At 69.0% G+C, this 25830-nt stretch carries 24 protein-coding genes and 2 tRNA genes; 11 read left to right on the forward strand and 15 right to left on the reverse strand.

The window, feature by feature from the left end; genetic code table 11:
• Positions 1–22: 22 nt before the first annotated feature.
• From sigR to ACFY5C_RS35850, 3 genes are all read right to left on the reverse strand, one after another.
• Positions 23–718 (reverse strand): RNA polymerase sigma factor SigR, encoded by a 696-nt coding sequence (sigR, locus tag ACFY5C_RS35840; protein WP_389452766.1) that lies wholly within the window; start codon positions 716–718, stop codon positions 23–25.
• Positions 719–975: 257 nt separating this feature from the next.
• Entirely contained in the window at positions 976–1590 is a 615-nt protein-coding gene (locus ACFY5C_RS35845; protein ID WP_389453057.1) for an alpha/beta family hydrolase, read from the reverse strand.
• Between the two features lie 34 nt (positions 1591–1624).
• Positions 1625–2440: an SOS response-associated peptidase gene (locus ACFY5C_RS35850; protein WP_389452769.1), complete on the reverse strand. Its 816-nt coding sequence runs from the start codon at positions 2438–2440 to the stop codon at positions 1625–1627.
• A gap of 50 nt (positions 2441–2490) precedes the next feature.
• Between ACFY5C_RS35850 and ACFY5C_RS35855 the strand changes: the two genes are divergently transcribed.
• The 4 genes from ACFY5C_RS35855 to ACFY5C_RS35870 all read left to right on the forward strand — a co-directional run bounded on the left by ACFY5C_RS35855 (position 2491) and on the right by ACFY5C_RS35870 (position 6155).
• On the forward strand, positions 2491–3213 hold the full coding sequence (locus tag ACFY5C_RS35855) for a M50 family metallopeptidase (RefSeq protein ID WP_389452772.1): 723 nt from the start codon (positions 2491–2493) through the stop codon (positions 3211–3213).
• Positions 3214–3336: 123 nt separating this feature from the next.
• A complete protein-coding gene (gene aroA / locus ACFY5C_RS35860) occupies positions 3337–4656 on the forward strand; it encodes a 3-phosphoshikimate 1-carboxyvinyltransferase (RefSeq protein ID WP_389452774.1) in 1320 nt (439 codons plus the stop codon).
• 10 nt (positions 4657–4666) lie between these two features.
• Positions 4667–5677: a ribosome small subunit-dependent GTPase A gene (gene rsgA, locus ACFY5C_RS35865; protein ID WP_389452777.1), complete on the forward strand. Its 1011-nt coding sequence runs from the start codon at positions 4667–4669 to the stop codon at positions 5675–5677.
• A gap of 154 nt (positions 5678–5831) precedes the next feature.
• Entirely contained in the window at positions 5832–6155 is a 324-nt protein-coding gene (locus tag ACFY5C_RS35870; RefSeq protein ID WP_389452779.1) for a DMT family transporter, read from the forward strand.
• Between the two features lie 19 nt (positions 6156–6174).
• On the opposite strand, the gene ACFY5C_RS35875 is transcribed toward ACFY5C_RS35870, so the two are convergent.
• On the reverse strand, positions 6175–6786 hold the full coding sequence (locus ACFY5C_RS35875; RefSeq protein WP_389452782.1) for a TetR/AcrR family transcriptional regulator: 612 nt from the start codon (positions 6784–6786) through the stop codon (positions 6175–6177).
• A 177-nt stretch (positions 6787–6963) separates the two neighbouring features.
• On the opposite strand from ACFY5C_RS35875, the gene hisN reads away from it, so the two are divergent.
• Complete coding sequence (hisN, locus tag ACFY5C_RS35880) at positions 6964–7764, forward strand: histidinol-phosphatase (RefSeq protein WP_369273300.1); 801 nt, start codon at positions 6964–6966, stop codon at positions 7762–7764.
• Positions 7765–7770: 6 nt separating this feature from the next.
• Here the strand turns inward: hisN and ACFY5C_RS35885 are convergent, their stop codons facing one another.
• Positions 7771–7917, reverse strand: a complete 147-nt coding sequence (locus ACFY5C_RS35885) for a DUF4186 family protein (protein ID WP_389452784.1) — start codon at positions 7915–7917, stop codon at positions 7771–7773.
• Positions 7918–8345: 428 nt separating this feature from the next.
• Positions 8346–9533: a hypothetical protein gene (locus ACFY5C_RS35890; protein ID WP_389452787.1), complete on the reverse strand. Its 1188-nt coding sequence runs from the start codon at positions 9531–9533 to the stop codon at positions 8346–8348.
• Positions 9534–10554: 1021 nt separating this feature from the next.
• Here ACFY5C_RS35890 and ACFY5C_RS35895 point away from each other — a divergent pair.
• Positions 10555–10947, forward strand: a complete 393-nt coding sequence (locus tag ACFY5C_RS35895; RefSeq protein WP_328423640.1) for a CBS domain-containing protein — start codon at positions 10555–10557, stop codon at positions 10945–10947.
• 74 nt (positions 10948–11021) lie between these two features.
• On the opposite strand, the gene ACFY5C_RS35900 is transcribed toward ACFY5C_RS35895, so the two are convergent.
• Complete coding sequence (locus tag ACFY5C_RS35900; RefSeq protein ID WP_389452790.1) at positions 11022–12524, reverse strand: catalase; 1503 nt, start codon at positions 12522–12524, stop codon at positions 11022–11024.
• Between the two features lie 106 nt (positions 12525–12630).
• Here ACFY5C_RS35900 and ACFY5C_RS35905 point away from each other — a divergent pair, with 106 nt between their 5' ends.
• From ACFY5C_RS35905 to ACFY5C_RS35920, 4 genes are all read left to right on the forward strand, one after another.
• A complete protein-coding gene (locus tag ACFY5C_RS35905) occupies positions 12631–13047 on the forward strand; it encodes a Fur family transcriptional regulator (RefSeq protein WP_328423642.1) in 417 nt (138 codons plus the stop codon).
• 214 nt (positions 13048–13261) lie between these two features.
• Positions 13262–14062: an ABC transporter ATP-binding protein gene (locus tag ACFY5C_RS35910; RefSeq protein ID WP_389452793.1), complete on the forward strand. Its 801-nt coding sequence runs from the start codon at positions 13262–13264 to the stop codon at positions 14060–14062.
• Entirely contained in the window at positions 14059–14922 is an 864-nt protein-coding gene (locus tag ACFY5C_RS35915) for an ABC transporter permease (protein WP_389452796.1), read from the forward strand. The genes ACFY5C_RS35910 and ACFY5C_RS35915 overlap by 4 nt, the downstream gene beginning before the upstream one ends.
• Positions 14919–16067: an ABC transporter substrate-binding protein gene (locus ACFY5C_RS35920; protein ID WP_389452799.1), complete on the forward strand. Its 1149-nt coding sequence runs from the start codon at positions 14919–14921 to the stop codon at positions 16065–16067. Before ACFY5C_RS35915 ends, ACFY5C_RS35920 begins: the two co-directional genes overlap by 4 nt.
• A 69-nt stretch (positions 16068–16136) precedes the next feature.
• Here the strand turns inward: ACFY5C_RS35920 and ACFY5C_RS35925 are convergent.
• The 4 genes from ACFY5C_RS35925 to ACFY5C_RS35940 form a co-directional block, all read right to left on the reverse strand.
• Positions 16137–16210: transfer RNA gene (locus tag ACFY5C_RS35925), tRNA-Met, on the reverse strand.
• Between the two features lie 259 nt (positions 16211–16469).
• Complete coding sequence (locus ACFY5C_RS35930) at positions 16470–18410, reverse strand: tetratricopeptide repeat protein (protein ID WP_389452802.1); 1941 nt, start codon at positions 18408–18410, stop codon at positions 16470–16472.
• A 228-nt stretch (positions 18411–18638) separates the two neighbouring features.
• Positions 18639–18712: transfer RNA gene (locus tag ACFY5C_RS35935), tRNA-Met, on the reverse strand.
• Positions 18713–18769: 57 nt separating this feature from the next.
• Entirely contained in the window at positions 18770–21727 is a 2958-nt protein-coding gene (locus ACFY5C_RS35940; RefSeq protein WP_389453060.1) for a UPF0182 family protein, read from the reverse strand.
• A 164-nt stretch (positions 21728–21891) separates the two neighbouring features.
• Here ACFY5C_RS35940 and ACFY5C_RS35945 point away from each other — a divergent pair, with 164 nt between their 5' ends.
• Positions 21892–22434 carry a PPA1309 family protein gene (locus ACFY5C_RS35945; protein WP_389452805.1) on the forward strand — a complete coding sequence of 181 codons (543 nt, stop codon included), beginning with the start codon at positions 21892–21894 and terminating at the stop codon, positions 22432–22434.
• Between the two features lie 200 nt (positions 22435–22634).
• On the opposite strand, the gene ACFY5C_RS35950 is transcribed toward ACFY5C_RS35945, so the two are convergent.
• The 4 genes from ACFY5C_RS35950 to ACFY5C_RS35965 form a co-directional block, all read right to left on the reverse strand.
• Positions 22635–23732 carry a PDZ domain-containing protein gene (locus tag ACFY5C_RS35950; RefSeq protein ID WP_389452808.1) on the reverse strand — a complete coding sequence of 366 codons (1098 nt, stop codon included), beginning with the start codon at positions 23730–23732 and terminating at the stop codon, positions 22635–22637.
• 62 nt (positions 23733–23794) lie between these two features.
• The gene (locus ACFY5C_RS35955) at positions 23795–23962 is read right to left on the reverse strand and encodes a hypothetical protein (protein ID WP_389452810.1); all 168 of its coding nucleotides are present in this window, start codon (positions 23960–23962) and stop codon (positions 23795–23797) included.
• Positions 23963–24124: 162 nt separating this feature from the next.
• Positions 24125–24586: a molybdenum cofactor biosynthesis protein MoaE gene (locus ACFY5C_RS35960; protein WP_389452812.1), complete on the reverse strand. Its 462-nt coding sequence runs from the start codon at positions 24584–24586 to the stop codon at positions 24125–24127.
• 92 nt (positions 24587–24678) lie between these two features.
• Positions 24679–25797, reverse strand: a complete 1119-nt coding sequence (locus ACFY5C_RS35965) for an SDR family oxidoreductase (protein WP_328423660.1) — start codon at positions 25795–25797, stop codon at positions 24679–24681.
• Positions 25798–25830 lie beyond the last annotated feature (33 nt).

Consider the following 25830-nt stretch of genomic DNA (forward strand, 5'->3'; position numbering starts at 1 on the left):
GTCTCGTGCGGCTCTCCGCAGCTCATGAGCCCGAGCCTTTCGCTTCGTTCGACTCTCCGGCGCCGGCCGGGACGAGCCCGCGCTCACGGGCGTAGTCCTCGAGCATGCCGCGCAGTTGACGGCGTCCCCGGTGCAGCCGGGACATCACCGTACCGATGGGTGTCCCCATGATGTCCGCGATCTCCTTGTACGCAAAGCCCTCTACGTCGGCCAGATACACGGCGATGCGGAATTCCTCGGGGATGGCCTGGAGCGCTTCCTTCACGTCCGAGTCCGGCAGGTGGTCGAGCGCCTGCGACTCCGCGGAGCGCAAGCCCGTCGACATGTGCGACTCGGCGCGGGCGAGCTGCCAGTCCTCGATCTCCTCGGCCGCGGAGCGCTGGGGTTCGCGCTGCTTCTTGCGGTACGAGTTGATGAAGGTGTTGGTGAGGATCCGGTACAGCCACGCCTTGAGGTTGGTGCCCTCGCGGAACTGGTGGAAGGACGCGTACGCCTTGGCGTACGTCTCCTGCACCAGGTCCTCGGCGTCGGCAGGGTTGCGCGTCATGCGCAGCGCGGCCGAGTACATCTGGTCGAGGAATTCGAGCGCGTCCCGCTCGAAGCGCGCGGTGCGCTCGGCGGTCGTCTCAGCGGACGTTTCCACGCTCATGCCCTGGCCCTCGGGCTGCTCCGCCTGGCCGTTGTCGGTCCCTGCGTCGGTACCGGGAACCGGACCCACCTCCTCAAGATTCCGGGCAGGGCCAAATCCGGACCCACCTGAATCGGAGGATAGACGACCTGCCGTACCTGCCGCCCCTCGAATAGGAGCGGTCCTGGCCGCATGCAGCACCGTCCAGTCCAGGTCGGCGCGGCTGCCGGTGGTCGGGCAGAAGGTCGAACCCATGCGGCGGACTTCCTCTCCTACGACGTGAGCGCTGCTGGTTCAGCACCGCTGTCCGCCACAACAGAGGCCGGGGCCCCGACATTCCCGAGTCTTTACCCGAGTGACCCGACCCACTTCACGACCGCGTCCGTGACGATCGCCACGGCCTCGCCCTGGTCGAGGGGCGCGCGCTTGGGCACGGCGAACCCGTGATCGCCGTACGGCACCTCGACCAGATCGAAGCCGCCGTCGGGGAATTCCGCCGGTTTGCCGAAGGGATCGTTCCCGCCCTGGACGACCAGGGTCGGCACCCCGGACCCCAGCAACTCGTCGGCGCGGGACTTCTCGGGCTTGCCCGGCGGGTGGAGTGGGAAGCTCAGCGCGAGGACGGCGTGGGCGCCCAGCTCCGCGGCGGTACGGCAGGCGACGCGCGCGCCGGCGCTGCGCCCGCCGGAGACCACGGGCAGCCCGGGCGCGGTGAGCGCGGGCCACAGGCCCCGCCAGCCGACGTCCAGGGTCTTGGGCGCGGGCGCCACCTTCTTGCCGGCCACCCGCCAGGGCTGCTCCACGAGGGCGACGGTCACGCCGTGGGCCGGGAGGGCCTGGGCGAGCGCCTGCAGGTCCCGGGCCCCGATGCCGCCGCCGGCGCCGTGGCTCACCGCCACCACCAGCCGGGCCTTCTTCGCGGGGTGCCAGGTGATGCGGGCGTCCCCGGCGTCCGTACCCATGATCTCGGTCGTCACGTCAGACTCGGTCGTCACATCAGAAGAGTGTGCCCTCTTCGGGCCCCTCCAGCTCCTTCAGCAGCTCCGGGCCGTTGTTGCGGACGTTGCTGACCAGCGTGGAGACGGGGTAGGCGCGCATCAGCCCGGCGGGCGGCGGGTCGAGCAGCGTCCGCAGCTCCTCCGGGTTCGTCCGGGCCGGGTCGAGCCAGGCGTCCCAGCGGTCCGGCGTCAGCATCAGGGGCATCCGGGGGTGGATGTCGGCCAGTGCGGACGGGCCCTCCGCGGGCGCCACGGCGAGCGGGGTCGTCTCCGCCTCCGTCGTGATCACGGAGCAGGTCACCCACCAGGCCCGGGGATGCTCGTCGGGCAGCGTCCTGTCCCGCCAGAACTCGTACAGCCCCGCCATCGCGAACACCGAGCCGTCGGCGGGCAGCACGAAGTAGGGCTGCTTGCGCGGCCGTTTCCGCTTCCCCTCGACCTCCAGATCCCGCTCCTGGGTGCCGGTGACCCACTCGTAGTAGCCGTCGGCGGGGATGATGCAGCGCCGGGAGCTGAAGGCCCGCCGGTACGACGGCTTCTCGTGCACCGTCTCCGAGCGGGCGTTGATCATTTTGAAGGCGCTCTCGGGCGTCTTGGACCAGCTGGGCACCAGACCCCACTTGAGCTTGCGCAGCTGCCGAACCGGGCGCGGGTCGTCCGCGTCTTTCAAGGGACGGTCGAGGACGACGTGAACTTCTTTGGTCGGAGCCACGTTGTAATCCGCATCGAGGGTCTCCTCGGGCTCCCACTTCTCGATCTCAAAGATTCCTGCGAGATCCTCGGTCCCACGACTGGCCGCATACCGTCCGCACATACGTGCCAGACTGCCAGATTCCATCCGCCCACAGGGAGCCAAAGCCTTACATGGACAGCACCGCATCCGCCTCGCTCGCCTCCCTCTGGGACGAGGTCTCCGGTACGCAGCCCGACCCAGACCTGTGGGTGGTGACCGCCGCCCTGGTGGTCGCGCTCGCCGTCGTCGTCCCGCACCCGCTGTGGCGTCTGTCACGCAACGCCATCACCATCGCCCACGAGGGCGGCCACGGCCTGATCGCGCTGCTGACCGGCCGGACCCTGACCGGCATACGCCTGCACTCCGACACCAGCGGCCTCACCGTCAGCCGCGGCAAGCCGCACGGCCTCGGCATGATCCTCACCGCAGCCGCGGGCTACACCGCTCCCCCGCTGCTGGGCCTCGGCGGCGCCGCCCTGCTGGGCGCGGGCCGGATCACGCTCCTGCTGTGGCTGGCGACGGCCCTGCTGGTGGCGATGCTGGTGATGATCCGGAATGCGTACGGGGCACTGACGGTGTTCGTGACCGGCGGCACCTTCGTCCTGGTGTCCTGGCTGACCGGACCTCAGGTACAGGCGGCGTTCGCGTACGTGGTGGTGTGGTTCCTGCTGGTGGGCGGGGTCCGTCCGGCGTTCGAGCTGCAGGCGAAGAGGGCGCGGGGCGGGGCGGGGGACTCGGATGCGGATCAGCTGTCGCGGTTGACGCATGTGCCGGCGGCGTTGTGGTTCTTCTTGTTCCACGCGGTGTCGTTGTGCTCGCTGATAGGCGGCGGTCGCTGGCTCCTGGGGGTCTGACAGCCGGCCTTCAGGGGCGCGGGGCGGAGTCGATGTGCGCTGCGCCGCGTGGGCGCGACCAGCCCCCAACAGCGCCGCACCCGAACAACGGCCTGTGCAACCCCCTCCTTATAAAGTGAACCCATGGCCCAAAACCCCGCCGCCCCCACCGCCCTATGGCCCGCCCCGCACGCGAGCGGAGCCGTCGACGCGACGGTCCACGTGCCGGGGTCCAAGTCGGTCACCAACCGCGCCCTCGTCCTCGCCGCCCTGGCCAGCGAGCCCGGCTGGCTGCGCCGCCCCCTGCGCTCCCGCGACACCCTGCTGATGGCCGGCGCGCTGCGGGAGATGGGCGTCGGTATCGAGGAGGGCGTGGGCCCCGAGGGCACCGGCGAGGCCTGGCGGGTGCTCCCCGCGGGCCTGCGGGGCCCGGCCACGGTCGACGTCGGCAATGCCGGCACCGTGATGCGCTTCCTGCCGCCGGTCGCCGCGCTGGCCGACGGCCCCATCCGCTTCGACGGCGACCCCAGGTCGTACGAGCGTCCCCTGCACGGCGTGATCGACGCCCTGCGCGTCCTCGGTGCCCGCATCGACGACGGCGCGCGGGGTGCGCTGCCGCTCACGGTCCATGGCGGGGGTGCGCTGGAGGGCGGACCGGTGGAGATCGACGCCTCGTCGTCGTCCCAGTTCGTCTCGGCGCTGCTGCTCTCCGGCCCGCGTTTCAACCAGGGCGTGGAGGTCCGGCACACCGGCTCCTCCCTCCCCTCCCTGCCGCACATCCGCATGACCGTCGACATGCTGCGCGCGGTCGGCGCCCAGGTCGACACCCCGGAGTCGGGCGGCGAGCCGAACGTCTGGCGGGTCACGCCGGGCGCCCTGCTCGGCCGTGACCTGACCATCGAGCCGGATCTGTCCAACGCCCAGCCGTTCCTGGCGGCGGCACTGGTGACCGGCGGCAAGGTCCTCGTCCCGGACTGGCCCACCCGGACCACCCAGCCCGGTGACCGGCTGCGCGAGATCTTCACCGAGATGGGCGGTTCCTGCGAACTCAACGAGTACGGGCTCGTGTTCACCGGTTCCGGTTCCGTCCACGGCATCGACGTGGACCTGAGCGAGGTCGGCGAGCTCACCCCGGGCATCGCCGCGGTCGCCGCCCTCGCGGACTCCCCGTCCACGCTGCGCGGCGTCGCGCACCTGCGGCTGCACGAGACCGACCGCCTGGCCGCCCTGACCAAGGAGATCAACGAACTCGGCGGCGATGTCACCGAGACCGCCGACGGCCTGCACATCCGCCCGCGCCGCCTGCACGGCGGGGTCTTCCACACGTACGAGGACCACCGCATGGCGACGGCCGGCGCGATCATCGGCCTCGCGGTCGAGGGCGTACGGATCGAGAACGTGGCGACAACGGCGAAGACCCTGCCGGACTTCCCCGAACTGTGGACCGGGATGCTCGGGGCTTAGGGACACCGCCATGCGCCGCTACGGCAAGCACACCGACGAGGACGACATCCGCACCCGTCCCGGCCGTCGTAACACCCGGCCCCGTACGAACATCCGCCCCAAGCACGAGGACGCCGCCGAGGGCATGGTCCTCACCGTCGACCGGGGCCGTCTGACCGTCCTCGTGGACGACCGGATCGTGATGGCCATGAAGGCCCGCGAACTGGGCCGCAAGGCCGCGGTCGTCGGGGATCGGGTGGCACTGGTCGGCGATCTCACCGGCAAGAAGGACACCCTCGCGCGGATCGTGAGGATCGAAGGGCGGACGTCGGTGCTGCGACGGACGGCCGACGACGACGATCCCTTCGAGCGCGTGGTCGTGGCCAACGCCGACCAACTCGCCATCGTCACCGCCCTCGCCGACCCCGAGCCGCGACCGCGGCTGATCGACCGCTGTCTGGTGGCGGCGTTCGACGGCGGCCTGGAACCGCTGCTGGTGATGACGAAGTCGGACCTGGCCCCACCGGCCAAACTCCTTGAGCTGTACGGCGACCTGGACATCCCGTACGTCGTCACCAGCCGCGACGAGCTGGAGAACGGCGGCGCGGCGGACCGCGTACGGGAGCAACTGGGCGGCAGGGTCACGGCGTTCGTCGGTCACTCGGGGGTCGGAAAGACGACGCTGGTGAACGCGCTGGTGCCGGAGGAACGACGGCGCTCGACGGGTCATGTGAACGCGGTGACGGGCCGGGGCCGGCACACGACGACGTCCGCCCTGGCGCTGCCGCTGGCGGAGGTGGACGGCTGGGTGATCGACACCCCCGGTGTCCGCTCCTTCGGCCTGGCGCATGTCGACCCCTCCCGGGTGATCCACGCGTTCCCCGACCTGGAACCGGGAACCGAGGGCTGCCCGCGTGCGTGCAGTCATGACGAACCGGACTGTGCGCTGGACGAGTGGGTGGCGCAGGGGCACGCCGATCCGGCGCGGCTGTACTCGCTGCGGCGGCTGCTGGCGACGCGCGAAACCACGGAAGGTGACTGACAGGTCGACGGAGGAAGGCGGCTGACCTCCGCGTTGTTTGTCTCTCTGTAGGGCTGGTAAGGGCATAATCGCACCGAGCCGGAACCAAGCCTGACCAAAGCCTGACGAACCTGACGAAGCGGTCACAGAGCGTGGGGATACGGGAGGACAGCACATGGCGTGGCTGCTGGTCATCGTGGCGGGGCTGCTCGAAACCGGGTTCGCCGTCTGCCTGAAGCTGTCGCACGGCTTCAGCCGCCTGTGGCCGACGGTCGCGTTCTGCATCTTCGCCCTCGGCAGTTTCGGGCTGCTGACGCTGGCCTTGAGGAAGCTGGACGTGGGGCCGGCCTATGCGGTGTGGACGGGGATCGGTGCGGCGGGCACGGCGATCTACGGGATGATCTTCCTCGGTGACGTCGTGTCGACGCTGAAGATCGTGTCGATCACCCTGGTGATCGTGGGGGTCGTCGGCCTGCAGCTGTCGGGCTCGGCGAGCTGAGCCCGACTTTCTGCCGCGGTCAGCCCGCCAACTGCCGTTGCAGCGTGCTGCGTACGAGGTCGGCGACGCCGCCCTCGCCGGGTGGCGCGGCGACGCAGGACAGGGCCAGCCTGACGACGAGTTCGCAGGAGCGGGCCAGGTCGGCGGTGTCGGACTTGGTGACGCCGGGCCCGGTGAGGACCGCCACGGCCCGGTCGCGCACCATGCCCACGAAGTCGCCGGGTGACGGGAGCGGCCCGTCGGCCCGCCGCTGAGCGGGCACGGCGGAGGAGGACGGCACCGCGGACAGCGTCGGCGAGGGCAGCCGCTCGCTCCAGCAGCCGGTGAGCATGGCGCGGACGAGGGCGTTGTCGCGGGCGAGTCCGGCGGTCCACTCCGCGGTCGCCGTGAGCCGGTCGCGGGCGTCGCTGTGGGTGGCGAGGGCGCGTTCGACGCCGGCGAGGTAACCGTCGGCCTCTCGCCTCACCAGTGCGCGGGCCAGGCCTTCCTTGCTCCCGAACTCGTTGTAGAGCGTCTGCCGGGAGACTCCGGCCGCGGCGGCCACGTCCACCATCCGCACGGCAGACCACGGCCTGCGCGCCAGCGCCGTGTACGCGGCGTCCAGCAGGGATTCCCGCGCTGCAGGCATCATCGCCTCCCTGGGACGAGCGGCTCTGCGCCCAGATTTGACGCGCACGGCGGCACTGTCAAGGGTTCGCGAGGGCACGCGGGGGCGCCAGTCGGCCGGGGTGCGCGGGCTCTCGGCCCGGGGGCTTGATCCACCGGGCCCTGTAGCCCCACCCCGACCACGACAGATAGCGTTCGTTCCATGCCGGACTACCTCGACGATCTCCGCCTCGCCCACGTCCTCGCGGACGCCGCCGACGCCGCGACCATGGACCGCTTCAAGGCACTCGACCTCAAGGTCGAGACCAAGCCGGACATGACCCCGGTGAGCGAGGCCGACAAGGCCGCCGAGGACCTCATCCGCGGGCAGCTCCAGCGCGCCCGCCCGAGAGACGCGGTCCTCGGAGAGGAGTACGGCGTCGAGGGCACCGGCCCCCGCCGCTGGGTGATCGACCCGATCGACGGCACCAAGAACTACGTACGCGGCGTCCCGGTGTGGGCCACCCTCATCTCCCTGACGGAGGCCTCGGAGGGCGGCTACCAGCCGGTCGTGGGCGTCGTCTCCGCCCCCGCCCTCGGCCGCCGCTGGTGGGCCGCCAAGGGACACGGCGCGTTCACGGGCCGCAGCCTGTCCTCCGCGTCCCGCCTGCGCGTCTCCCGCGTCTCGAAACTGACGGACGCCTCGTTCGCGTACTCCTCACTCAGCGGCTGGGAGGAGCAGGGGCGCCTCGACGGCTTCCTCGACCTCACGCGCGAGGTGTGGCGCACGCGCGCGTACGGCGACTTCTGGCCGTACATGATGGTCGCCGAGGGCTCGGTGGACCTGTGCGCCGAGCCCGAGCTTTCCCTGTGGGACATGGCCGCCACCGCGATCGTCGTGACCGAGGCGGGCGGCACCTTCACCGGCCTCGACGGCCGCCCCGGCCCCCACAGCGGCAACGCGGCCGCCTCGAACGGCCTGCTGCACGACGAGCTCCTCGGGTATCTCAACGAGCGCTACTGACAGTACTTAGGGCTTGACCTGCGCGTTTCCCTCATTCTCGGGTCCCCTGGGCCGTCGTGGGGCCGTCATCGACGTCCGCGCCACCCTCGAAGGCCCTGTTGTCTCCAGGCAGTTGCGGCAGCACGTCGCGGTGGCATGCTGCGCGACGAACACGGGATGCCCACGGTAGGGCGTCTGACGGCCGTCGTTGCGGTTCGGCCGGGGCAAGCCTGCGCTCGACCAGCTCCTCGGCGTGTCTGTGACGCCGCGCAGGTCGACCGAGGGCCTTCAGCCGGACGGACACCGCGGCGCTGACGTACGTCAAGCAGCAGGCGGTCGTCTGCATGCCTCAGTCGTTACCAGGAAGGACTCGCCGTCGAGGCCGTAGACGCCGATCATCACCATTCTGAGCTCAGGTCATCACCCATCTGTCTGCTACTCGTGCCAGTTCAACCGGCACCGGCAGCAGAGGCGGCGCGGTCGCATCACGCGACGGCGGTCCCGCCAAGCTCGACCAGCGTATGAGCGCCACGCCCGCCCCGCATGCGCGCATTCGACTCAGGCCGCAGCATGTGGCCCCAAGAGCATGCTCGACACCGGACTCAATTTCGGCGCCGTAGACGCTGCTTCGGTGCCATGCGTCGGCGCCAGCGCGTAGGCGGCGGCACATGTGAGCTGGGCTCGGGGTTCGGGGCAGGCGCACCAAAACCTCGCTCTGATCCTCGTACGTTTTCTAGTACGCGGTTTCCCTGCTCATCAATCATGCGGGTCAGTGCCTCCTGAGCGATACCAAAGGCGACAGCCCAAGCGATAATCTGTGCACTGTTATCCAGCGCTGAAAGCCCTGGTATGAATTCACCATGGATCACTATCAGGCCAATAAGAGCAGACAACGCACCGATGGGTATTCGCAAAAACAGCAACCCGAGCGGCACCATGTAAGGGCCTGCCGTACCCCGAATATGCCGGACCGAGGCGGCACCCGCCAAGGTGGCCGAGCACATTCCGACCAACGCCACAAGCAGAACGTCGGCACCCCCCGCTACGTCATCCACCTCCAGCATTCCGTCATCTTCTACGGGCTTTCCAACGGGGCATACATGAATTGTTTCTCCAGAATTATGGGGATCGACAGGATCGAAGCACAGCTTGTCCGCCACCGCAGTAGGGTTTACATATCCTGACCAGATAAATAGAGTGACGATCAGCGACGTGACAACAAATGAAACAAGAACAATGTCGCGGAAGTTTCGAGCCCTGGCTATCTCTGCTTCCTGTACATGGTTGGCTGCATGCAGGACACTGATCGCCAGTTCCCTGAATTCCACATCCAGGGTATTTTCATTTTCGCGCAGATGCTCTTCGAGAAGCTTCAGTCTCGGGTCTTCGTTTCCCAGGTGGTGCAGGCCGTGAGCAAGCACAACTGCTCCTCGCCAAGCCAACTCCTCGTCAGGCGTCAACTGCAGAAGTAGCAGCTCGGCCTCATGAATGTTCGCCAAGGCCCGGTCTACTGCTGATCCTGACCACCAAACAACCAGGTTTGCGTCCTCCTCCACCGCATCTCGCGCCGCCCCCAGGATTACGTTCACCTTCTCTATCAGCTTCCGATCAGGGGACGGCGAGCCCACCTGCGCGGCATACCTATCAACCTGCGCCTGCAACTCGGCAATGTGAGCCGCTCTTCGCTGCCGCCAAGCGCCCCTCCTGCCTCGTGCAGCGACATCTAACTGACCGCGCTCGGCACGAACAGCAGCCCTCTCCGAGTCAATGGATTCGACTTCGGCTGCCACGCGCCTCCATGGGAGCCTCATGCCACAAGTAGAAAGGCAGGCCCCACGGTCCGCAACCTGCAATATCGTTGATTCTTATATAACTAGGAGGACGTCCATTGAAAATGGAACTTCCTAGGATCGCCCACCAGGCCCGGATTTCAAGGGCATTGCGGTGTCAGGGCCGACAAGGCCATGCGCTGCACCGACACCTCAAGCGGTCCGGGCCTCAGTGTTCTCGCGGATCGCTGCTGCGACGTCGAGCAGGGCGTATGCGTTGGCTGCCAGGCCCTCCCCGTCAACGTCGGTTCGGTACTCGTCACCAGTCCGAGCCGCCGCCGCGTCCGCCTTGCTCTCTGCGTAGCTCCCATACACACTCTGATTCGGCCTTCGTGCTCCCTCCCTTTCCCCCGGTCCCTCCGGTAGATCCTTGCTGCCTCCCCCGCTCGGGACAGCGACAAGCCTCAGAACACGCCAGCCTCGCGAATCGGTCGTCGTGGTTCCCTATTCAGCACCACAGAGGCCCCCGCCCTGAAGTGGCCAATCAGGTCGGGGGCCTCTGTGGTGACGGCCCGATCCAGGACCCAGCCACGCCTGGAGGGCACAACGAGGGCACAACGGCCTCCCTCAGATTCTTCGGCAACCAACGCCAACAAACGCCATTTGCCGTGGTCAGCGACGTAGCCTGACAGTTTCCGCAACCGATGCGGGAGAAGGCGGCACCCCGCACAAGGTGCTGTCTTCCTTCGTGATTCGGAGCCGTTGCCCATCGGGGCAGCGCTCTGCCACCTGGGCCGTCTGTGGGCCGTCCAAGGACATCCCGGGATGACGAATGACGACCCGCCATCGACGGGAACCACGCAGGTCCTGGTAGGGGTGGGCGCAACTACGCACCACACCAAGGCAGTCGATCACTACGAGCGCTACGGAACGCCCCCTTGTTGACCCCCTCTTTGCCTGTCACTCTGAGAGTCCCCCCACTTGTGAATTTGTGAAGCAATGAACAAACGGTGCGGGGGCACTTCAGGAGGTGGCTCCATCCATGCTCGTACGTGACGCCATGAGCACCGTGGTCCTCACCATCGGCCCCACTCACACCCTTCGCCAGGCCGCCGCGCTGATGTCCGCTCGTCGGATCGGCGCGGCTGTGGTCCACGATCCCGATGCCGGCGGTATCGGCATCCTCACCGAACGCGACATCCTCAATTCCGTCGGCCTCGGACAGAACCCCGACGCCGAGCGCGCTCACGACCACACCACCAACAACGTCGTGTTCGCGGCCCCGTCATGGACCCTGGAGGAGGCGGCCCGCGCCATGGCGCACGGCGGCTTCCGGCATCTGATCGTCCTGGACCACGAGGAGCCCGTGGGCATCGTCTCGGTCCGCGACATCATCCGCTGCTGGGCACCCGTACGGCAGCACGTGCCCGCCTAGAAGGCCGGATGGGCCGGGCCCCGAAGGAACCCGGCCCACCGGCCTCGGCAAGCGATCCAGTGCTGGTTGTCGTCTCAGCCGCGCAAAGCCTGGACCGCGGCCTCCAGCCGCTTGCCGAAGTCCTCGTCGGCCCGACGGAAGTTGCCGATCGCCCGCTCGGCGATGTCCTCGCGCGAAACCTGCGCGATGGCACCCGCCAGGTTGGAGATCAGGCGCTCCTTCTCGTCCTGCGACATCAGGCGGTAGAGGTTGCCCGCCTGCACGAAGTCGTCGTCCTCGGCGTGCACGGGCGCCTCATGGTTGCCCGTGCCGGCCGTGAAGCCGGCGAACGGCTGCCACAGCGGACGGCCGGTCTGCGCCGGGCCGCCGAAGCTGTTCGGCTCGTAATTCTTCGCACCGCCGTGGCGGCCGTCGTAGAGGAAGCCGTCGCGGGAGTTGGTGCGCGCCTCGGTGGCGTGCGGACGATTCACCGGCAGGTGGTCTGCGTTGATGCCGACGCGGTAGCGGTGGGCGTCGCCGTACGCGAAGAGGCGGCCCTGGAGCATCTTGTCCGGGGACGGGCCGATGCCCGGCACGAAGTGGGCAGGGCTGAAGATCGACTGCTCGACCTCGGCGAAGACGTTCCGCGGGTTGCGGTTGAGCTCCAGCCTGCCGATCTCGATCGGCGGGTAGTCCTCGTGCGGCCACACCTTGGTGAGGTCGAAGGGGTTGAAGCGGTATGCCGCCGCGTCCGCCGCCGGCATGATCTGCACCTGCACGGTCCAACTCGGGAACTCGCCACGCTCGATGGCCGTGCGCAGGTCACGCTGGTGGGAGTCGGGGTCCTCACCGGCGAGCTTATTCGCCTCGGCCTGGGTGAGGTTCTTGATCCCCTGGTCGGTCTTGAAGTGGTACTTGACCCAGAAGACCTCACCGGCCTCGTTGTTCCACTGGTAGGTGTGCGAGCCGTAGCCGTTCATGTGGCGGTACGACGCCGGGATGCCTCGGTCGCCGAACAGCCAGGTCACCTGGTGCGTGGACTCCGGTGAAAGGGACCAGAAGTCCCAGACGTTGTCCGCCTCCTGGCTGCCCGTGTACGGGTCGCGCTTCTGGGTGTGGATGAAGTCCGGGAACTTGATGGCGTCCTTGATGAAGAACACCGGGGTGTTGTTGCCGACCAGGTCGTAATTGCCTTCCTCGGTGTAGAACTTCAGCGCCCAGCCGCGCGGGTCGCGCACGGCGTCCGCCGCGCCCAGGCTGCCGGCCACCGTCGAGAAGCGCAGGAACGTCTCCGTCCGCTTGCCGACCTCGGAGAGGAACGCGGCGCGCGTGTACGGGGTGACATCGGCCGTCACCGTGAAGGTGCCGTAGGCGCCGGCGCCGCGGGCATGCACCACGCGCTCCGGAATGCGCTCCCGGTTGAAGTGGGCGAGCTTCTCCAGCAGGAGCTGGTCCTGGACCAGGACCGGGCCGCCGGCACCCGCGGTCTCGCTGTTCTGGTTGTCCGCGAGCGGAGCGCCGGCCTCCGTCGTGAGCGGTCCCTGGGTCACGTACGCCTCCTGCGTTGATGCGAGCGACTCCGGCCACTCCTGTCCCATTGGCCAAAGTCGATCTCGATCCTATCCTAGACTTTATCTAAGTCAATTCATGTTCCAAAGTCACACCCATTCGGAAGCTGGTCCTCGTGCTGTTAAGGTGTTCTGCATGAGCGACCTTCTGGAACGGCTGCGCGGACGCGGATGGCGGATGACCGCGCAGCGGCGTGTCGTGGCCGAGGTGCTCGCCGGCGATCACGTCCACCTGACGGCCGACGAGGTGCACGCCCGGGCCGTGGCCAAGCTGCCCGAGATCTCCCGGGCGACCGTCTACAACACCCTGGGCGAGCTGGTCACCCTCGGCGAGGTGCTCGAGGTCTCCACCGACAAGCGCGCGAAGCGGTACGACCCGAACGCCCACCGGCCCCACCACCACCTGGTCTGCGCCCAGTGCGGCTCCATCCGGGACGTCCACCCGACCGGCAACCCGATGGCAGACCTCCCCGACTCCGAGCGCTTCGGCTTCACGGTCTCGGACGTCGAGGTGACGTACCGCGGCCTCTGCCCGAACTGCGCGAAGGCCTGAAGGCCTGACAGTCGCCCTTGAGCCCCGGCACCGGTGAGTGCCGGGGCTTTGTGCTGCCCGCCCACACATGCTTCCCGTAGCGGACGGGGTTTCTGAATCTGGACGGGATTCCGAATCTGACGGGTTTCCGAATCTGACGGGTCGTCATATGGTCAACGACGGCACCCCCATGCATCACCCACACGTCCGTTCCGCACTCCGCGAGGAGACCGAAGTGGGAGAGCCGTATCCGCAGAAGCCGAATCAGTCGAATCCACCGAGCACCGAACTCAAGGCACGTGACCTCACCCGCGCCTTCGGCCGAACCCCCCACACGATCGACGCTCTTGGCCCCCTCGATCTGACCGTCGCCCCCGGCGAGTTCGTCTGTGTCGTCGGCCCCTCCGGCTGCGGCAAGTCGACGCTGCTGCGCATCGCCGGCGGCCTGCTCCGCCCGAGTACAGGCGCCCTGGAGATCCGCACATCCAGCAGCCGCCCGGCCGCCATGATCTTCCAGGACTACGGCATCTACGACTGGAAGACCGTCCGCGCGAACGTCCGCTTCGGCCTGGACATCCAACGCGTCCCGCGCCGCGAGGCGAACGCCCGTGCCGACGACTGGCTGGCCCGCATGGGCCTGTCGGACTTCGCGGCCGCCTACCCGGCCACCCTCTCGGGCGGCATGCGCCAGCGCGTGGCGATCGCGCGGGCGGTGGCCGTGGAGCCCGAACTGCTGCTGATGGACGAGCCGTTCGCGGCGCTCGACGCCCAGCTCCGCACGATCCTCCAGGACGAACTCCTGGACATCACCCAGTCGCTGCGGACCACCACGCTCTTCATCACCCACAGCCTGGAGGAGGCGATCGTCCTCGGCGACCGGGTGCTGGTCATGTCCGCCCGCCCGGGCCGGATCATCGCCGAGCACCGCCCGCCGTTCGCGCGCCCGCGCACCGGCGACATCCGCGCCACCCCCGAGTTCACCGCGCTGAAGAGCGAGTTGTGGGAGCTGCTGCGCAAGGAGGCGGTGCCGGCATGACGACTCTCGCGAAGCCGCCTGCCGAGGCGGTCCTGGTCCGCCGCCCCGGCCCGCAGGAACTGCACCCCGCCCGCACCCACCGCCGCAGGCGCGCACTGGAGTTGTCCCTGGCGCTCGCCGTCCCCCTCTTCCTCCTCCTGCTGTGGCAACTGGCCGCGGCCCAGACCTGGATCGACGACCGCGTCTACCCGGCCCCCTCCACGATCCTCGCCGACGGCTGGGACCGGGCAGCGGCCGGCGACCTGTGGCCGGACGTGTGGGCAACCCTGAAGCGCGTCCTCGCGGGATACGCGGCCGGCACGGCGGCGGGCTACGCCCTGGGCCTGCTGATGGGTTCGCTGTCTCTGGTACGGGCGGCCCTGGAACCGCTCCTGGACGCCCTGTACGTCGTACCCAAGCTGGCGCTGCTCCCGATCTTCCTGAACATGTTCGGCCTGGGCGAGGGCCCGCAGGTGGCCCTGGTCGCGGCCACGGTCTTCTTCTTCGTCTGGATCTCCACCATGTCCGCCGTCATGTCCATCCCCACCGGCCACCGCGACGCGGGCCAGGTCTTCGGCGCCTCGCGGTGGCAGATGTTCCGTCACGTCCTGCTGCCCGCCTCTCTCCCCGCCGTGCTGGTGGGCGCGCGCATCGCGGCGGGCGTGGCGGTCCTGGTCATCGTCGCGTCGGAGCAGATCGCCGCGACGAACGGCCTGGGCCATCTGATCTTCGATTCACGCGCCCTGTTCCAGAACGACGTGATGTTCGTCGGCATCGTCTGCGTCGCGGTCCTCGGGGTCCTCTTCTCCGAACTGATCCGCTTCGCCGGCCGCCTGCTCACCCCCTGGGCACCGAGGGACCGCGGAAGGGGCCAGTCATGAAGCGGAGCACCACGCACGCATACGGCGCTGTCATCGCCGCCGCGGCCCTGCTGACGTCGGCGGCCTGCTCGTCCCCGTACGAGTCGGACTCCTCCTCGAACGCGGGCGCCGGACAACGCACCATCCGCCCGGTGGAGGGCTGCGGCGAGAAATCCTGGACGGACCCGAAGGACCTCTCCCCGACCCGAACACCGGCCCGCTGCCTCCCGGGCGCCCCTCCCCCGCAGCCCGCGCCCGAGCCCCGCAAACTGACGATCGCGACCGGGACACTGAGTGCCGAGTACGTCGCTCCTCTGCAAGTCGCCCTGGACAAGGGCGAGTTCAAGAAGGAGGGACTGGACGTCACGCTGAAGGTCCTGCCGACCCCGGACGCACTCCCGCTGCTGGCCAAGGGTGACATCGACGCCCTGTGGGCGGCCCCGGAGGCAGCGGTCATGAACGGCATCAAGGGCGGCTTCGACCTCAAGTGGGTCGCGGGGAACTTCTCACCCGACCCGAAGTCGAAGAGCGGCCTGTGGGTGCGCCTGAAGGAGGGCGAGAGCGCGAGCCGCGTCGCGATGGCCGGCCGCAAGCTGGGCACGATGATCGGCAAGGGCTCGGTCATCGCGTACCCCATGGAGAAGGCCCTGGAGCAGCACGGCGGCGGCCTCGCCGACATCCAGTACCAGCAACTGGGCTCGGCCGACGTCCTCACCGCCCTGCAGAACGGCGGCGTCGACTCGGCCTGGCTCCTTGACCCGGTCTGGCGCAAGGTGGACGGCGAGCAGGGCTACGCCTTCCTGGGCGGCCAGCCGCCGGGCGAACCGCTGGGCGGCATGCTGTACGGCCGCACCCTGCTGCAGGACGACGTGGACGCGGGAGTCGCCCTGATCAGGGCCTACATCCGCACGGTGAACTCCTACTTCGCGTCGGACTACAAGCAGGATGCGACCTTCGTCACATACCTCGCCAAACTCCTGAAGTCGGAGGAGTCCATCCTACGATCCACCCCACCGCTCCGCATGGACTGGGAAATCCGCGCCGATACGACGACCCGCCTGCAGTCGGCGTACAAGGCACAGGAGGTGGCCGAGGGAGACGCCCTCCCGGAGTCCCGGACGGTGAACCGCGCCCTGTACGAGGAGGCGGTGGGCCACGCGCCTTGACGCGCTCTGACATGCCGCTGGATACACCTAGGGCCGGGACCCTTTCGGATCCCGGCCCTAGGCCTTCAGTAGCGGGGACAGGATTTGAACCTGCGACCTCTGGGTTATGAGCCCAGCGAGCTACCGAGCTGCTCCACCCCGCGTCGATGAACTGAACGTTACGTCAACCATGCGGACGGAGGCAAATCGCTTGTCGAGGAGACTGCCTGGGCCCAGCTGATCCAGCCCGTCCGGCGGTTGAGGACGAGGCCCGTTCAGGGCAGAAGCGGGGGTCTGGGGGCGGCAGCCCCCAGGGACGGGACGGGTAGGGGCGGCGGGGGCGAAACTCCCCGGGGCAACCCCAACGCCGGGCACCCAGAAACCCACCCCGCTCCAGCCGAGCCGCCCAAGCTCAGCGCAGCGTCACGCGGAGAGTTCCTCCCGCAGAGCGTCCCGCAACCGACCCGCCCGCTCCGCGACCTCCCGCGGCCCAAGCGTCACGGCCCGGTCAGCCCACCGCTTCCCCTCCGCCAGCTCCCCACGACGCGCGTAGACCAGAGCGAGCCGCAGAGCCGACCGCCCGTGCCCGGCGTCAGCCGCGCGCGTCCACCACACCGCCGCCTCCGGCTCGCTGCCCTCCCGGGCCAGCAGCAGCCCCAGATTGAAGGCGCCGTTGCGAGAACCGGCCTCCGCGGCAGCCCGGTACCACCGAGCCGCCTCCACCACATCGCCCCGGGCCGCGGCGAGCATCCCCACCCGCACCTGGGCCCGCCGATGCCCCTGGGATGCCGCCCGCTCGTACCACTCCTCGCACTCGGTCTTCTCGTGCGCCGGCTCCCCCAGCTCGTGGGCGGGCTCCGGCGGGCGCCGAGCATCCAACACGGTCGCCAGCCGGTACGCGGCCTCCGCACTGCCGCCCCCGGCCGCACAGCGCAGATGCCGCTCGGCGGCGAGCTCGTCCCCGTCCCGCAGCCGCGCGATGCCGACCTGCAGCGCCGCCTCCGTGTGGCCGGCGGCCGCAGCACGCTCGTACCACCGCAGCGCGGGCCGCTCCTCGCCCCGCCCGGCGTGCAGGATCCCCAGGTTGAACGCGGCGTCCACGCTTCCGGCCTCCGCGGCCTTGGAGAACCACGGCTCGGCGCCCGTAGCGTCGCCGCCCTGCAGCAGCAGGATGGCCAGCGCGTTGGCCGCCTCGCGGTGCCCGGCGTACGCCGCGCGCCGGTACCACTGCTCGGCCTGCGCGGTGCGCCTCTGCTCGGCGCAGAGCAGCCCGAGGTTGTACGCGCCGTTCACATCGCCGGCGTCCATCGCGGCCCGGTACCACCGCTCGGCGGTCTGCGTCTGGCCACGCTCGGCGTGCAGCGCGCCCAGCGCGTTCGCCGCGTTGCCGTCGCCGTCCTGGGCGGCCCGCAGCCACCACACGGCGGCGCTCTCGGTGTCCCCCGCGTCGCGCAGCAGGAACCCGAGCGCGCAGGCTGCCCGCGCCTCCCCGTCCTTGGCGGACGTGAGATACCAGCGCCCGGCCTCCTTCAGCTCCCCGCGCTTCTCGAGGATCGCCCCGAGATGCAGCGCGGCCCGGCGGTGGCCGCGCGCGGCGGCCTGCCGATACCACTGCTCGGCCTCCGCCAGCAACGACTCGTCCGGCGCGACACCGTTGTCGGGTTCGTCCTCCCCCGACCGCACCGCCTGCCGGTCGAGCGCGCGCGCCAGCCGGTACGCCGCCTCGCGGTGCCCGCGCTCCGCCGCGGCCCGCATCCACTGCTCGGCCGCGCCGTCGCTGCGGTGCTCCAGCAGATCGGCGAGCGCGTAGGCGCCCAGCGCGTGTCCCTGCTCGGCGGACTGCCGCAGCCAGTACTCGGCGGCGGGCTCGTCACCCCGCTCGCGGTGATGGCGTCCCAGCGCGTGCGCGGCCGCAGCCGACCCCGCGACGGCGGCGATCCGCCACCACCCGGCGGCCTCGTCGGCGTACCCGCGCTGGTGAAGGAGGACTCCCAGATTGTTGGCCGCGGCCCGGTCCCCGGCCGCGGTGGCGGCACGCAGATGAGCCTCGGCTCCGTCGAGATCACCGCGGCGCAGCAGCATGGCCCCGAGGACGCTCATCGCCTCGACGTCCCCGCCCTCGGCGGCGAGTCTCTGGCGCGCCTCCTCGGCGGCGTCCCCGGTCTCGTCCTGATCCGTCGGCCGGTCGAGCGCGAACTCGCCATCCGACTGTGTGAGGTCACTCACCTGCTGCGAGAGGCCGACCATCGGCTCCGAGGCGCCGTTCGTGGACCGCACGAAATCGCCCGTCGGCTGCACAAAGTCGGCAGGCTGCACAAACCGCCCTGTCTCCAACAGAGTTGCCTTGTCCCCCATAACGTCCATCGTCGCACCACCTGCAACCTGGGTACACCTGGTATACCGCAGCCAGTGAGGTCACTTCAGCGTTTTGTCGACATGCCCACAGAGAGACAAGTCAAACACAGTTCCCCCAACTCCCCGAGGCGGCGCGACCGTCCAGCCCTGCGGCACATGCGTTCGCACACGACGAAGGCCCGGATCCTCTGGAGGATCCGGGCCTTCGCTGTCGTACGAAATATTCGCCGACTTCAGTAGCGGGGACAGGATTTGAACCTGCGACCTCTGGGTTATGAGCCCAGCGAGCTACCGAGCTGCTCCACCCCGCGCCGTTGTTCTGCAACCGTATCACGGCGCGAGGTGGGCTATTCGCTCAGCCGTCGTCCCTAGGTTCCGCTGGGACTACTGCTCGGCTTCGGACTGGAACTCGGGCTTGCACCGCCGCCACCGCCCCCTCCGCCGGAACCTCCGGTCTTGTCGGCCTGCGCCTGTGCGTCCTCAGCCCGCTTCAGCGCGTCCTCGAGGTCCTTCTGCGCCCTGCCGTACGCCTCCCAGTCGTTCTTCTTGAGAGCTTCCTGGCCGGCCTCGAAGGCGTCCTGGGCGTCGTTCAACGCCTCCTGGACCGTCGGGTTGGTGGACGTCGGCGGAGGCGTCGTACCGCCCGGCTCGTCACCCTCGTCCGGTGGCTCGGTGGTCGGGCCCTCCGCTCCGAAGACCTTGTTGAGAGCCTCGCCGAGCGTGTCCTCGAAGGCGGTGGTGCCGCCGTAGGACACCAACACCTTCCGCAGCAGCGGGTACTTGAGTCCGCCACCGCGCACATAGACCGGCTCCACATAGAGCAGTCCGCCGTCGAGCGGGACCGCCAGCAGGTTGCCGTACTCGACCTCGGAGTCGCCGCCTCTCAGCAGCCTGATCGTCTCGGCGATGTTCTGCTCGGAGTTGAACTGGCTCTGGACCTGACTTGGGCCGTTGACCGTGGTGTTGGTCGGCAGTTTCAGAATTCTGATCTTGCCGTAGTCACTGGTGCCCGCCTCCGCGTCGACCGCCATGAAGGCACTGAGGTTGTCCCGGCCGTTAGGCGTGAACGTCGTCGTCAGAGAGAACGCCTGTGCCTTCTGGTCGGGCATCTTCATGCTCAAGTAGTACGGCGGCACCGCGCTGCCCGACTTGTTGGTCGGGTCGTCCGGCACCTGCCAGACCTCGCTGCCGCTGAGGAACGTCGTGGCGTCCTTCACGTGGTACCGGGTGAGCAGCTCTCGCTGGACCTTGAACAGGTCCTGCGGGTAGCGCAGATGGTCCATCAGCGACTTCGAGATCTCGCTCTTCGGCTTCACCGTGTCCGGGAACGCCTTCATCCAGGTCTTCAGGACCGGGTCCTTGGTGTCCCACTGGAAGAGCTTGACCTGGCCGGTGTAGGCGTCGACCGTCGCCTTCACAGAGTTGCGGATGTAGTTGACCTGGTTCTGCTGGGCCACCACCGCCCGCTGGTTGTTGCTCGCCGTCAGCGAGTCGGCGGTCGTGTCGCCGAGCGTCGTACGCGACGAGTACGGGTAGCCGTTCGTCGTCGTGTACGCGTCGACGATCCACTGGATCCGGCCGTCCACGACCGCCGGATAGGCGTCACCGTCGATGGTCAGCCACGGGGCGACCGCCTCGACGCGCTCCTTGGGTGTGCGGTTGTACAGGATGCGCGAACCGTCGCCGATCGCACCGGAGTACAGGATCTGCGGCTCGCCGAACGCCACCGCGTACGCGGCCCGGTTGACCGGGTTGGAGAGACTGACCCCGCTGTCGGCCTTGTAGCTGTAGGTCTTCTCACCGCTGTCGTCGGAGTAGTCGATCTCCTTCTGAGGACCGCCGACGATCGAGTACATGGTGGTCTTCTCGCCGTAGTAGACCCTCTGCTCGTACGTCCCGAGGTCGCCCTTGGACGGCAGGTCGGACTCGGTGAAGTCCGGTCGGCCCTGGGCGTCGGCGTTGGTGCCCTCGGCGGCGACCACGCCGTAGCCGTGGGTGTAACGGAAGTGGTCGTTGATCCAGTTGCGCTTCGGGATGCCGTTGAGGTTGATCTCGCGCAGACCAATGACCGTGTCCTGCTCCTTGCCGTCCTTGGCATACCGGTCGACGTCCAGGTTGGTCGGGAACGCGTAGTAGTTCCTGATCTGCTGGAGCTGCTGGAACGTGGGCGAGACGATGTTCGGGTCCAGGATGCGGATGCTCGCCGTGGAGTCGACGTCGTCGCGCAGCTGGGTCTTGTCCTCGGTCTTGCTCGTGCCCGGGTACTCGGTGACCTTGGTGCCGTCGATGCCGTACGCGTCGCGCGTCGCCTTGAGGTTCTTCTCGACGTACGGCGCTTCCTTGGCCTGCTCGTTGGGCTGGACCTGGAACTTCTGGACGATCGCCGGGTACAGGCCGCCGATGAGGATCGCCGAGAGCACCATCAGGCCGAAGCCGATGACCGGCAGCTGCCAGGTGCGCCGCCACAGGGTGGCGAAGAACAGCAGCGCGCAGATGACGGCGATGCAGAACAGGATCGTCTTGGCCGGCAGATATGCGTTGGCGTCGACGTACCTGAGGCCTGTCCAGTTGTCGGTCGCCTTGAAGTCACTGGACTTCACCGCGAGCCCGTACCGGTCGAGCCAGTACGCGACGGCCTTCAGGGCGACGAAGATGCCGATGAGGACCGACAGATGGCCGGTGGCCGCGGCCGTGGCACGGGCGCCCGGGCTGGTGATGCGCAGCCCGCCGTACAGGTAGTGGGTGAGCGCGGCGGCGATCACGGAGAGGATCGCGGCGGCGAAGCCGAAGCCGAGCAGGAACCGGTACCAGGGCAGGTCGAAGGCGTAGAAGCCGACGTCGAGGTGGAACTGCGGGTCCTTCTCGCCGAAGGGCACGCCGTTGACCCACATCAGCCAGGTCCGCCACTGGCTGGAGGCGGAGGCGCCCGCGATCAGGCCGACCAGCGCAGTGATCGCCAGCAGCAGCCACTTCTTGTAGGGCGCGATGCCCATGCGGTAGCGGTCGAGGCTCTGCTGCTCCATCGACATGGCGCTCAGCGGCGGACGCAGCCGGTGCGCCAGCCAGATGTTGAACCCGACCGCGAGGGCCATCAACAGACCGAAGACGAAGAAGAGTCCGATCTTCGTCCACAGCGTGGTCGTGAACACCGAGGAGTAATTCACCGACCGGTACCAGAGCCAGTCCGTCCAGAAGCCCGCGAACATGGTGAAGGCCATGCCGAGGACGGCGAGGACGCCCAGTGTCATGAGCAGCGTCCGGACACGCCGGGACGGGCGGCCCACTCTGATCCGTGGCCCGGTCGGGCCTCCGCCGCGGTCCGGCATCTGGAAAGCCAAGGTTCGCACCCCGAGGTTCGCTGTTGATCCGTCAGGCCCGCGTCTTCGTGGACCCTCCGTGGCCCCCCGTGATCGCGGGCCCACACCTATGCAACTTACTCACGCTTTACTCAGTTCCCGATTCCGGCCGGGAACGAGGCAGGATTGTGACCATGTCCAACACTCCCATGGCGGCGAGCCCGCTGACCCGGGCCGTTCTCGAGATCGACGAGTACGCCTCCGGCCTCGGCTGGGACCAGCCCGCCCGCCTCTTCGCCCTCGTAGACACCGCACGGCTGCGGGCCCAGGAACCCGGCCTCGCCGCCCAGCTCGGCCTGGGGGACGAGCAGGAGTCCTCCGGCCTGACCCCGATCGAGCAGGACGAAGTTGAAACGGGCAAGGCGCTCGATGAGTTCCTCGCCACGATCGCCTGGCCCGACGCGGTGGCCGGTTGCGCGCTCACGGTCGAGCGTCTCATGTTGCCCCCGTCCGCCGAGGCGCAGGTCCCGCAGGGCCTGAGCGAGGCCAAGCTCGCGAAGTGGGTGGCGGACCACCCCGAGCGTCAGGAGGTTCGCATGACGGTCGCGGTCCTGCGCGACGGCGCCCGCGAATCGGCCCTGCGCCTGCGCGAGAAGGACACCCCGACGGAAGTCCTCACCGGCCCGGACCTGGTCCCGGGTCTCGCGGAGGCCCTGGCTGCGACGTTCGCGGACTGAGGTCCTGCGGCGCGACGGCCCGGTACGGCGGCGGGATCTAGTACGGCGTCATCCCGTACGTCGGCGCGGACTTGTACGGCAGCGGACCTACGGCAGTGGGGGCGCCCGGAAGCGAAGGGCGCCCCCACTGACGTACTCGAGGTTCGTCGCTACTGACCTACTCGAGGTTCGTCGCTACTCACGTACTCGAGGTTGGTCGCTCAGTCCTTGGTCGTGCACTTCGGCAGGTCGGCCGTGTCGCCGGAGCGGATGTCCTTCAGGGCGCCGAGGGCGTCGTCGATGGTGCCGACCTTGACCAGGGTGAGGCCGCTGGGGACGTCCCTGGCGGCCGTCGCGCAGTTGTCGGCCGGCGTGAGGAAGTATTGGGCGCCCTTGTCGCGCGCGCCGACGGTCTTCATCTCGATGCCGCCGATGGGGCCGACCTTGCCGGCGTCGTCGATGGTGCCGGTGCCGGCGACGAACTTTCCGCCGGTGAGGCTGCCCGGTGTGAGCTTGTCGTAGAGCCCGAGCGCGAACATCAGACCCGCGCTGGGGCCGCCGACGTCGGCGAGCTTGATGTCGATGGTGAACGGGAAGGTGTGGTCGGTCCCGGCGGAGATCCCGACGACGGCGCGCTTCTCGCCGGTGTCGTCGGACTCGGCGGTCCTGATCGTGATCTTCTCGGTCTTCTTCGGCGTCCGGCGTTCCTTCTCGGCGGCGACCTGCTCCTTGGCCGGCACGATCGTGAAGACGACGTCCTGGCCCGGCTTGTGCTTGGTCACCAGCTCGGCGACGTCGGCGGGCTTCTTCACGGCCGTACCGTCGACGGACTTGATGACGTCACCGGCGTGCAGCTTGCCCTCGGCGGGCGTCCCCTTGACCACGGTCGAGACGATCACCCAGCTCTGCACCGGGATGTCCAGTGCCTTCAGGGCGGCGACCTTGGCGCTCTCCTGGGACTGGCTGAACTCCTCGGCGTTCTCCTGGGTGGACTGCTCCTCGGTCTTGCCGTCCGGGTAGAGGGTCTCGTGCGGCACGACCTTGTTGTCATGCGCCAGCCACCCGTAGACGGCCTCCACGAGGTTCATCCTGTAGTCGGCGCTGGTGACCCGGACGGTGGTCATGTTGAGATGCCCGCTCGTCGGGTAGGTCTTGCGACCGTTGACCTGCAGCACCGGCTCGCCGTCATGATCGCCGAGGGTGTTCACCGTCGGCCCGGGCGACATCTCCGCGTACGGCACGGGGATGAAGACTCCCGCGCACAGGAGCGCGATCAGCATCAGGGTGGAGGCGAGCATCGTCGCGGTGCGGCGTGGCATGGCACGACAGTACGTGACACGCCTGTCAGTGCCCCGTCAGGGCTGCGAACCCGCCCCCGCGATCAGGTGCGGGAGGAGGACCTCTTCTCCATGGCCTCGCGGAACCGGGCATACCCGTCGAGCTCGGGCCCGTCGGCCCGTGCCCTGCGGGTCCGGTTGGCCCAACTGCCCCACAGGCCGGCGCCGATCGCAGCCGCGAGCGGAATCAGCAACCAGGCGAGTGCCGCCATGCCGTCCTCCCATCCCCAATGAGCGACCGCAACTGACTGATCAGCAGATTAACCACTGGCACTGACAACGCTCACGTCAGGGGTGCGGTTACGCAACCGGAGTGGGGTGGACGGGTTCCGTCGGACGGCTTCAGGGACCGTTTTCAGCGCTTCGGGGACCGCTCAGCAGGCGCCGACCCATTCCTCGGTGCCGTCGGAGAACTTCTGGTGCTTCCAGATCGGCACCTCGTGCTTGAGGTCGTCGATCAGCTTCCGGCACGCCTCGAAGGCCTCTCCGCGGTGCGGACAGGAGACGGCCACGACGACGGCGAGGTCCCCGACCCTGAGGTCTCCGACCCGGTGTACGGCCGCGAGCGCCCGCACCGGGAATTCGGCGACGACCTTCTCGGCGACGCGCCGCATCTCGGCCTCGGCGCTCGGGTGGCAGGAGTACCCGAGCTCGTCGACATCGGCACCCCCGTCGTGGTTGCGCACGGTCCCGGCGAAGAGGGCGATTCCGCCGGCGGAATCGTCCCCGACGAGCCGGAAGACCTCGTCCACGGACAGCGGCGTGTCGCGGATCGCGAGCAGCTTGATGGGGTCCTGCGCGGCCTGCTCACCAGGGTGATCATGGGTGGGTGCCATGCCCCCATCGTGCACCAGGTCACCGGCACCGGGGAATTGCCGATTCGCCCGGCACACGCGCGTGGCGGTTTGGAGGGTCGTACGGACGGACCTCAGATCCGCCGCCGGGCCTTTCGTGCCCTGCGTACCACCGCCGCAGCGCCCAGCAGGGCAACCGTCGCTCCCGCGGCGCCGGCCGCCGTGGCGTCCTTGCGCCCGAGCCGCCGTCCGGCGACCGTGTGCCTGCCGGAGACCTCCTCCAGCAGCTCCGCGAGCACTTCCTCGTTGGTCCACTGCGGCCGCCACCCGGCGTCATGCAGCCGGCTCCCGCTCACGACCCAGGGATACATCGTGTACGCCAGGTCTCCGGCCGGGGAGGGCGTCAGTCCGATCCGGTGCAGCCGGGCCGCCGCGCCCAGCGCGACCGCCGACGGCAGCTCCATGCGGCGGATCCCGCTGAGCTCCTCGACCTCCTCCTGCTCCAGCCAGCCGTCACAGCCGACGGCGAGTTCCCCGTCGACCTTCTCCAGGACGGCGTACTCCAGGGCGCTGCACAGGTCCTCGACATGGCAGAACTGCCAGGCGGGCCGGGAACCGGCGACTACGAGCAGCCGCGGCGACTCGAAGTACCTGGTCAGCGCGGTGTCCGTGCCGCCCACGAGTACCGCGGGCCGGACAACGGTGACATTAAGTCCCGGATGGGCCCGCGGTGCCCTTCGCGCAAGGCGCTCGATCTCCAGCAGGTCCCCGACCCCCGTGGCCTCCGCCGTCGCCCTCAGCTCGGCGTCCTCGGACAGCGGCAGCTCGTTCTCCGGCAGCGCCCCGTAGACCATCGCGGAGGTGCACAGCACGACCCGATGGATGCCCGCCGCCGCGGCGGCGGTCAGCACGGTCTGCGTCCCCCGAACGTTGTATGCGGTCCGGGCGGCCGAATCCGTCTCCAGATCCAGGTCGAGCGCCAGGTGCACGACCACGTCGGCGCCCCGCAGCTTGTCCGCGATTGCCGGGTCCCGCACGTCCAGGATGTGCCACTGCGCCGCCGCGCACTCGCCGCGCCGCTCGTCGATGGCGATGACCTGCTTGACCTCGTCCGACGCGACCAGCCGCTCGGTGAGCAGGGCGCCGATGCCGGAAGCGGCACCGGTCACCGCGACTACGGGGCCGCGCACGCCGCGCGCGGGCGGGGTTGACTGGTTTCGCGCTGCGCGAACCTGCGGATCAGGGGAACTCACCGGGCGTCTCCAGCGGTTGTCTTCAGTACGGAC

The sequence above is a fragment of the Streptomyces sp. NPDC012935 genome (assembly GCF_042900345.1).
Classification (GTDB): Bacteria; Actinomycetota; Actinomycetes; order Streptomycetales; family Streptomycetaceae; genus Streptomyces.

Coding starts and splice junctions, on each gene's coding strand:
- ACFY5C_RS35845 (WP_389453057.1), bottom strand. CDS start 1,590: ATGGGTACGGACGCCGGGGACGCCCGCATCACCTGGCACCCCGCGAAG.
- ACFY5C_RS35850 (WP_389452769.1), bottom strand. CDS start 2,440: ATGTGCGGACGGTATGCGGCCAGTCGTGGGACCGAGGATCTCGCAGGA.
- ACFY5C_RS35855 (WP_389452772.1), top strand. CDS start 2,491: ATGGACAGCACCGCATCCGCCTCGCTCGCCTCCCTCTGGGACGAGGTC.
- aroA (WP_389452774.1), top strand. CDS start 3,337: ATGGCCCAAAACCCCGCCGCCCCCACCGCCCTATGGCCCGCCCCGCAC.
- rsgA (WP_389452777.1), top strand. CDS start 4,667: ATGCGCCGCTACGGCAAGCACACCGACGAGGACGACATCCGCACCCGT.
- ACFY5C_RS35870 (WP_389452779.1), top strand. CDS start 5,832: ATGGCGTGGCTGCTGGTCATCGTGGCGGGGCTGCTCGAAACCGGGTTC.
- ACFY5C_RS35875 (WP_389452782.1), bottom strand. CDS start 6,786: ATGATGCCTGCAGCGCGGGAATCCCTGCTGGACGCCGCGTACACGGCG.
- hisN (WP_369273300.1), top strand. CDS start 6,964: ATGCCGGACTACCTCGACGATCTCCGCCTCGCCCACGTCCTCGCGGAC.
- ACFY5C_RS35895 (WP_328423640.1), top strand. CDS start 10,555: ATGCTCGTACGTGACGCCATGAGCACCGTGGTCCTCACCATCGGCCCC.
- ACFY5C_RS35900 (WP_389452790.1), bottom strand. CDS start 12,524: ATGGGACAGGAGTGGCCGGAGTCGCTCGCATCAACGCAGGAGGCGTAC.
- ACFY5C_RS35905 (WP_328423642.1), top strand. CDS start 12,631: ATGAGCGACCTTCTGGAACGGCTGCGCGGACGCGGATGGCGGATGACC.
- ACFY5C_RS35915 (WP_389452796.1), top strand. CDS start 14,059: ATGACGACTCTCGCGAAGCCGCCTGCCGAGGCGGTCCTGGTCCGCCGC.
- ACFY5C_RS35920 (WP_389452799.1), top strand. CDS start 14,919: ATGAAGCGGAGCACCACGCACGCATACGGCGCTGTCATCGCCGCCGCG.
- ACFY5C_RS35930 (WP_389452802.1), bottom strand. CDS start 18,410: ATGGACGTTATGGGGGACAAGGCAACTCTGTTGGAGACAGGGCGGTTT.
- ACFY5C_RS35940 (WP_389453060.1), bottom strand. CDS start 21,727: ATGCCGGACCGCGGCGGAGGCCCGACCGGGCCACGGATCAGAGTGGGC.
- ACFY5C_RS35945 (WP_389452805.1), top strand. CDS start 21,892: ATGTCCAACACTCCCATGGCGGCGAGCCCGCTGACCCGGGCCGTTCTC.
- ACFY5C_RS35950 (WP_389452808.1), bottom strand. CDS start 23,732: ATGCCACGCCGCACCGCGACGATGCTCGCCTCCACCCTGATGCTGATC.
- ACFY5C_RS35955 (WP_389452810.1), bottom strand. CDS start 23,962: ATGGCGGCACTCGCCTGGTTGCTGATTCCGCTCGCGGCTGCGATCGGC.
- ACFY5C_RS35960 (WP_389452812.1), bottom strand. CDS start 24,586: ATGGCACCCACCCATGATCACCCTGGTGAGCAGGCCGCGCAGGACCCC.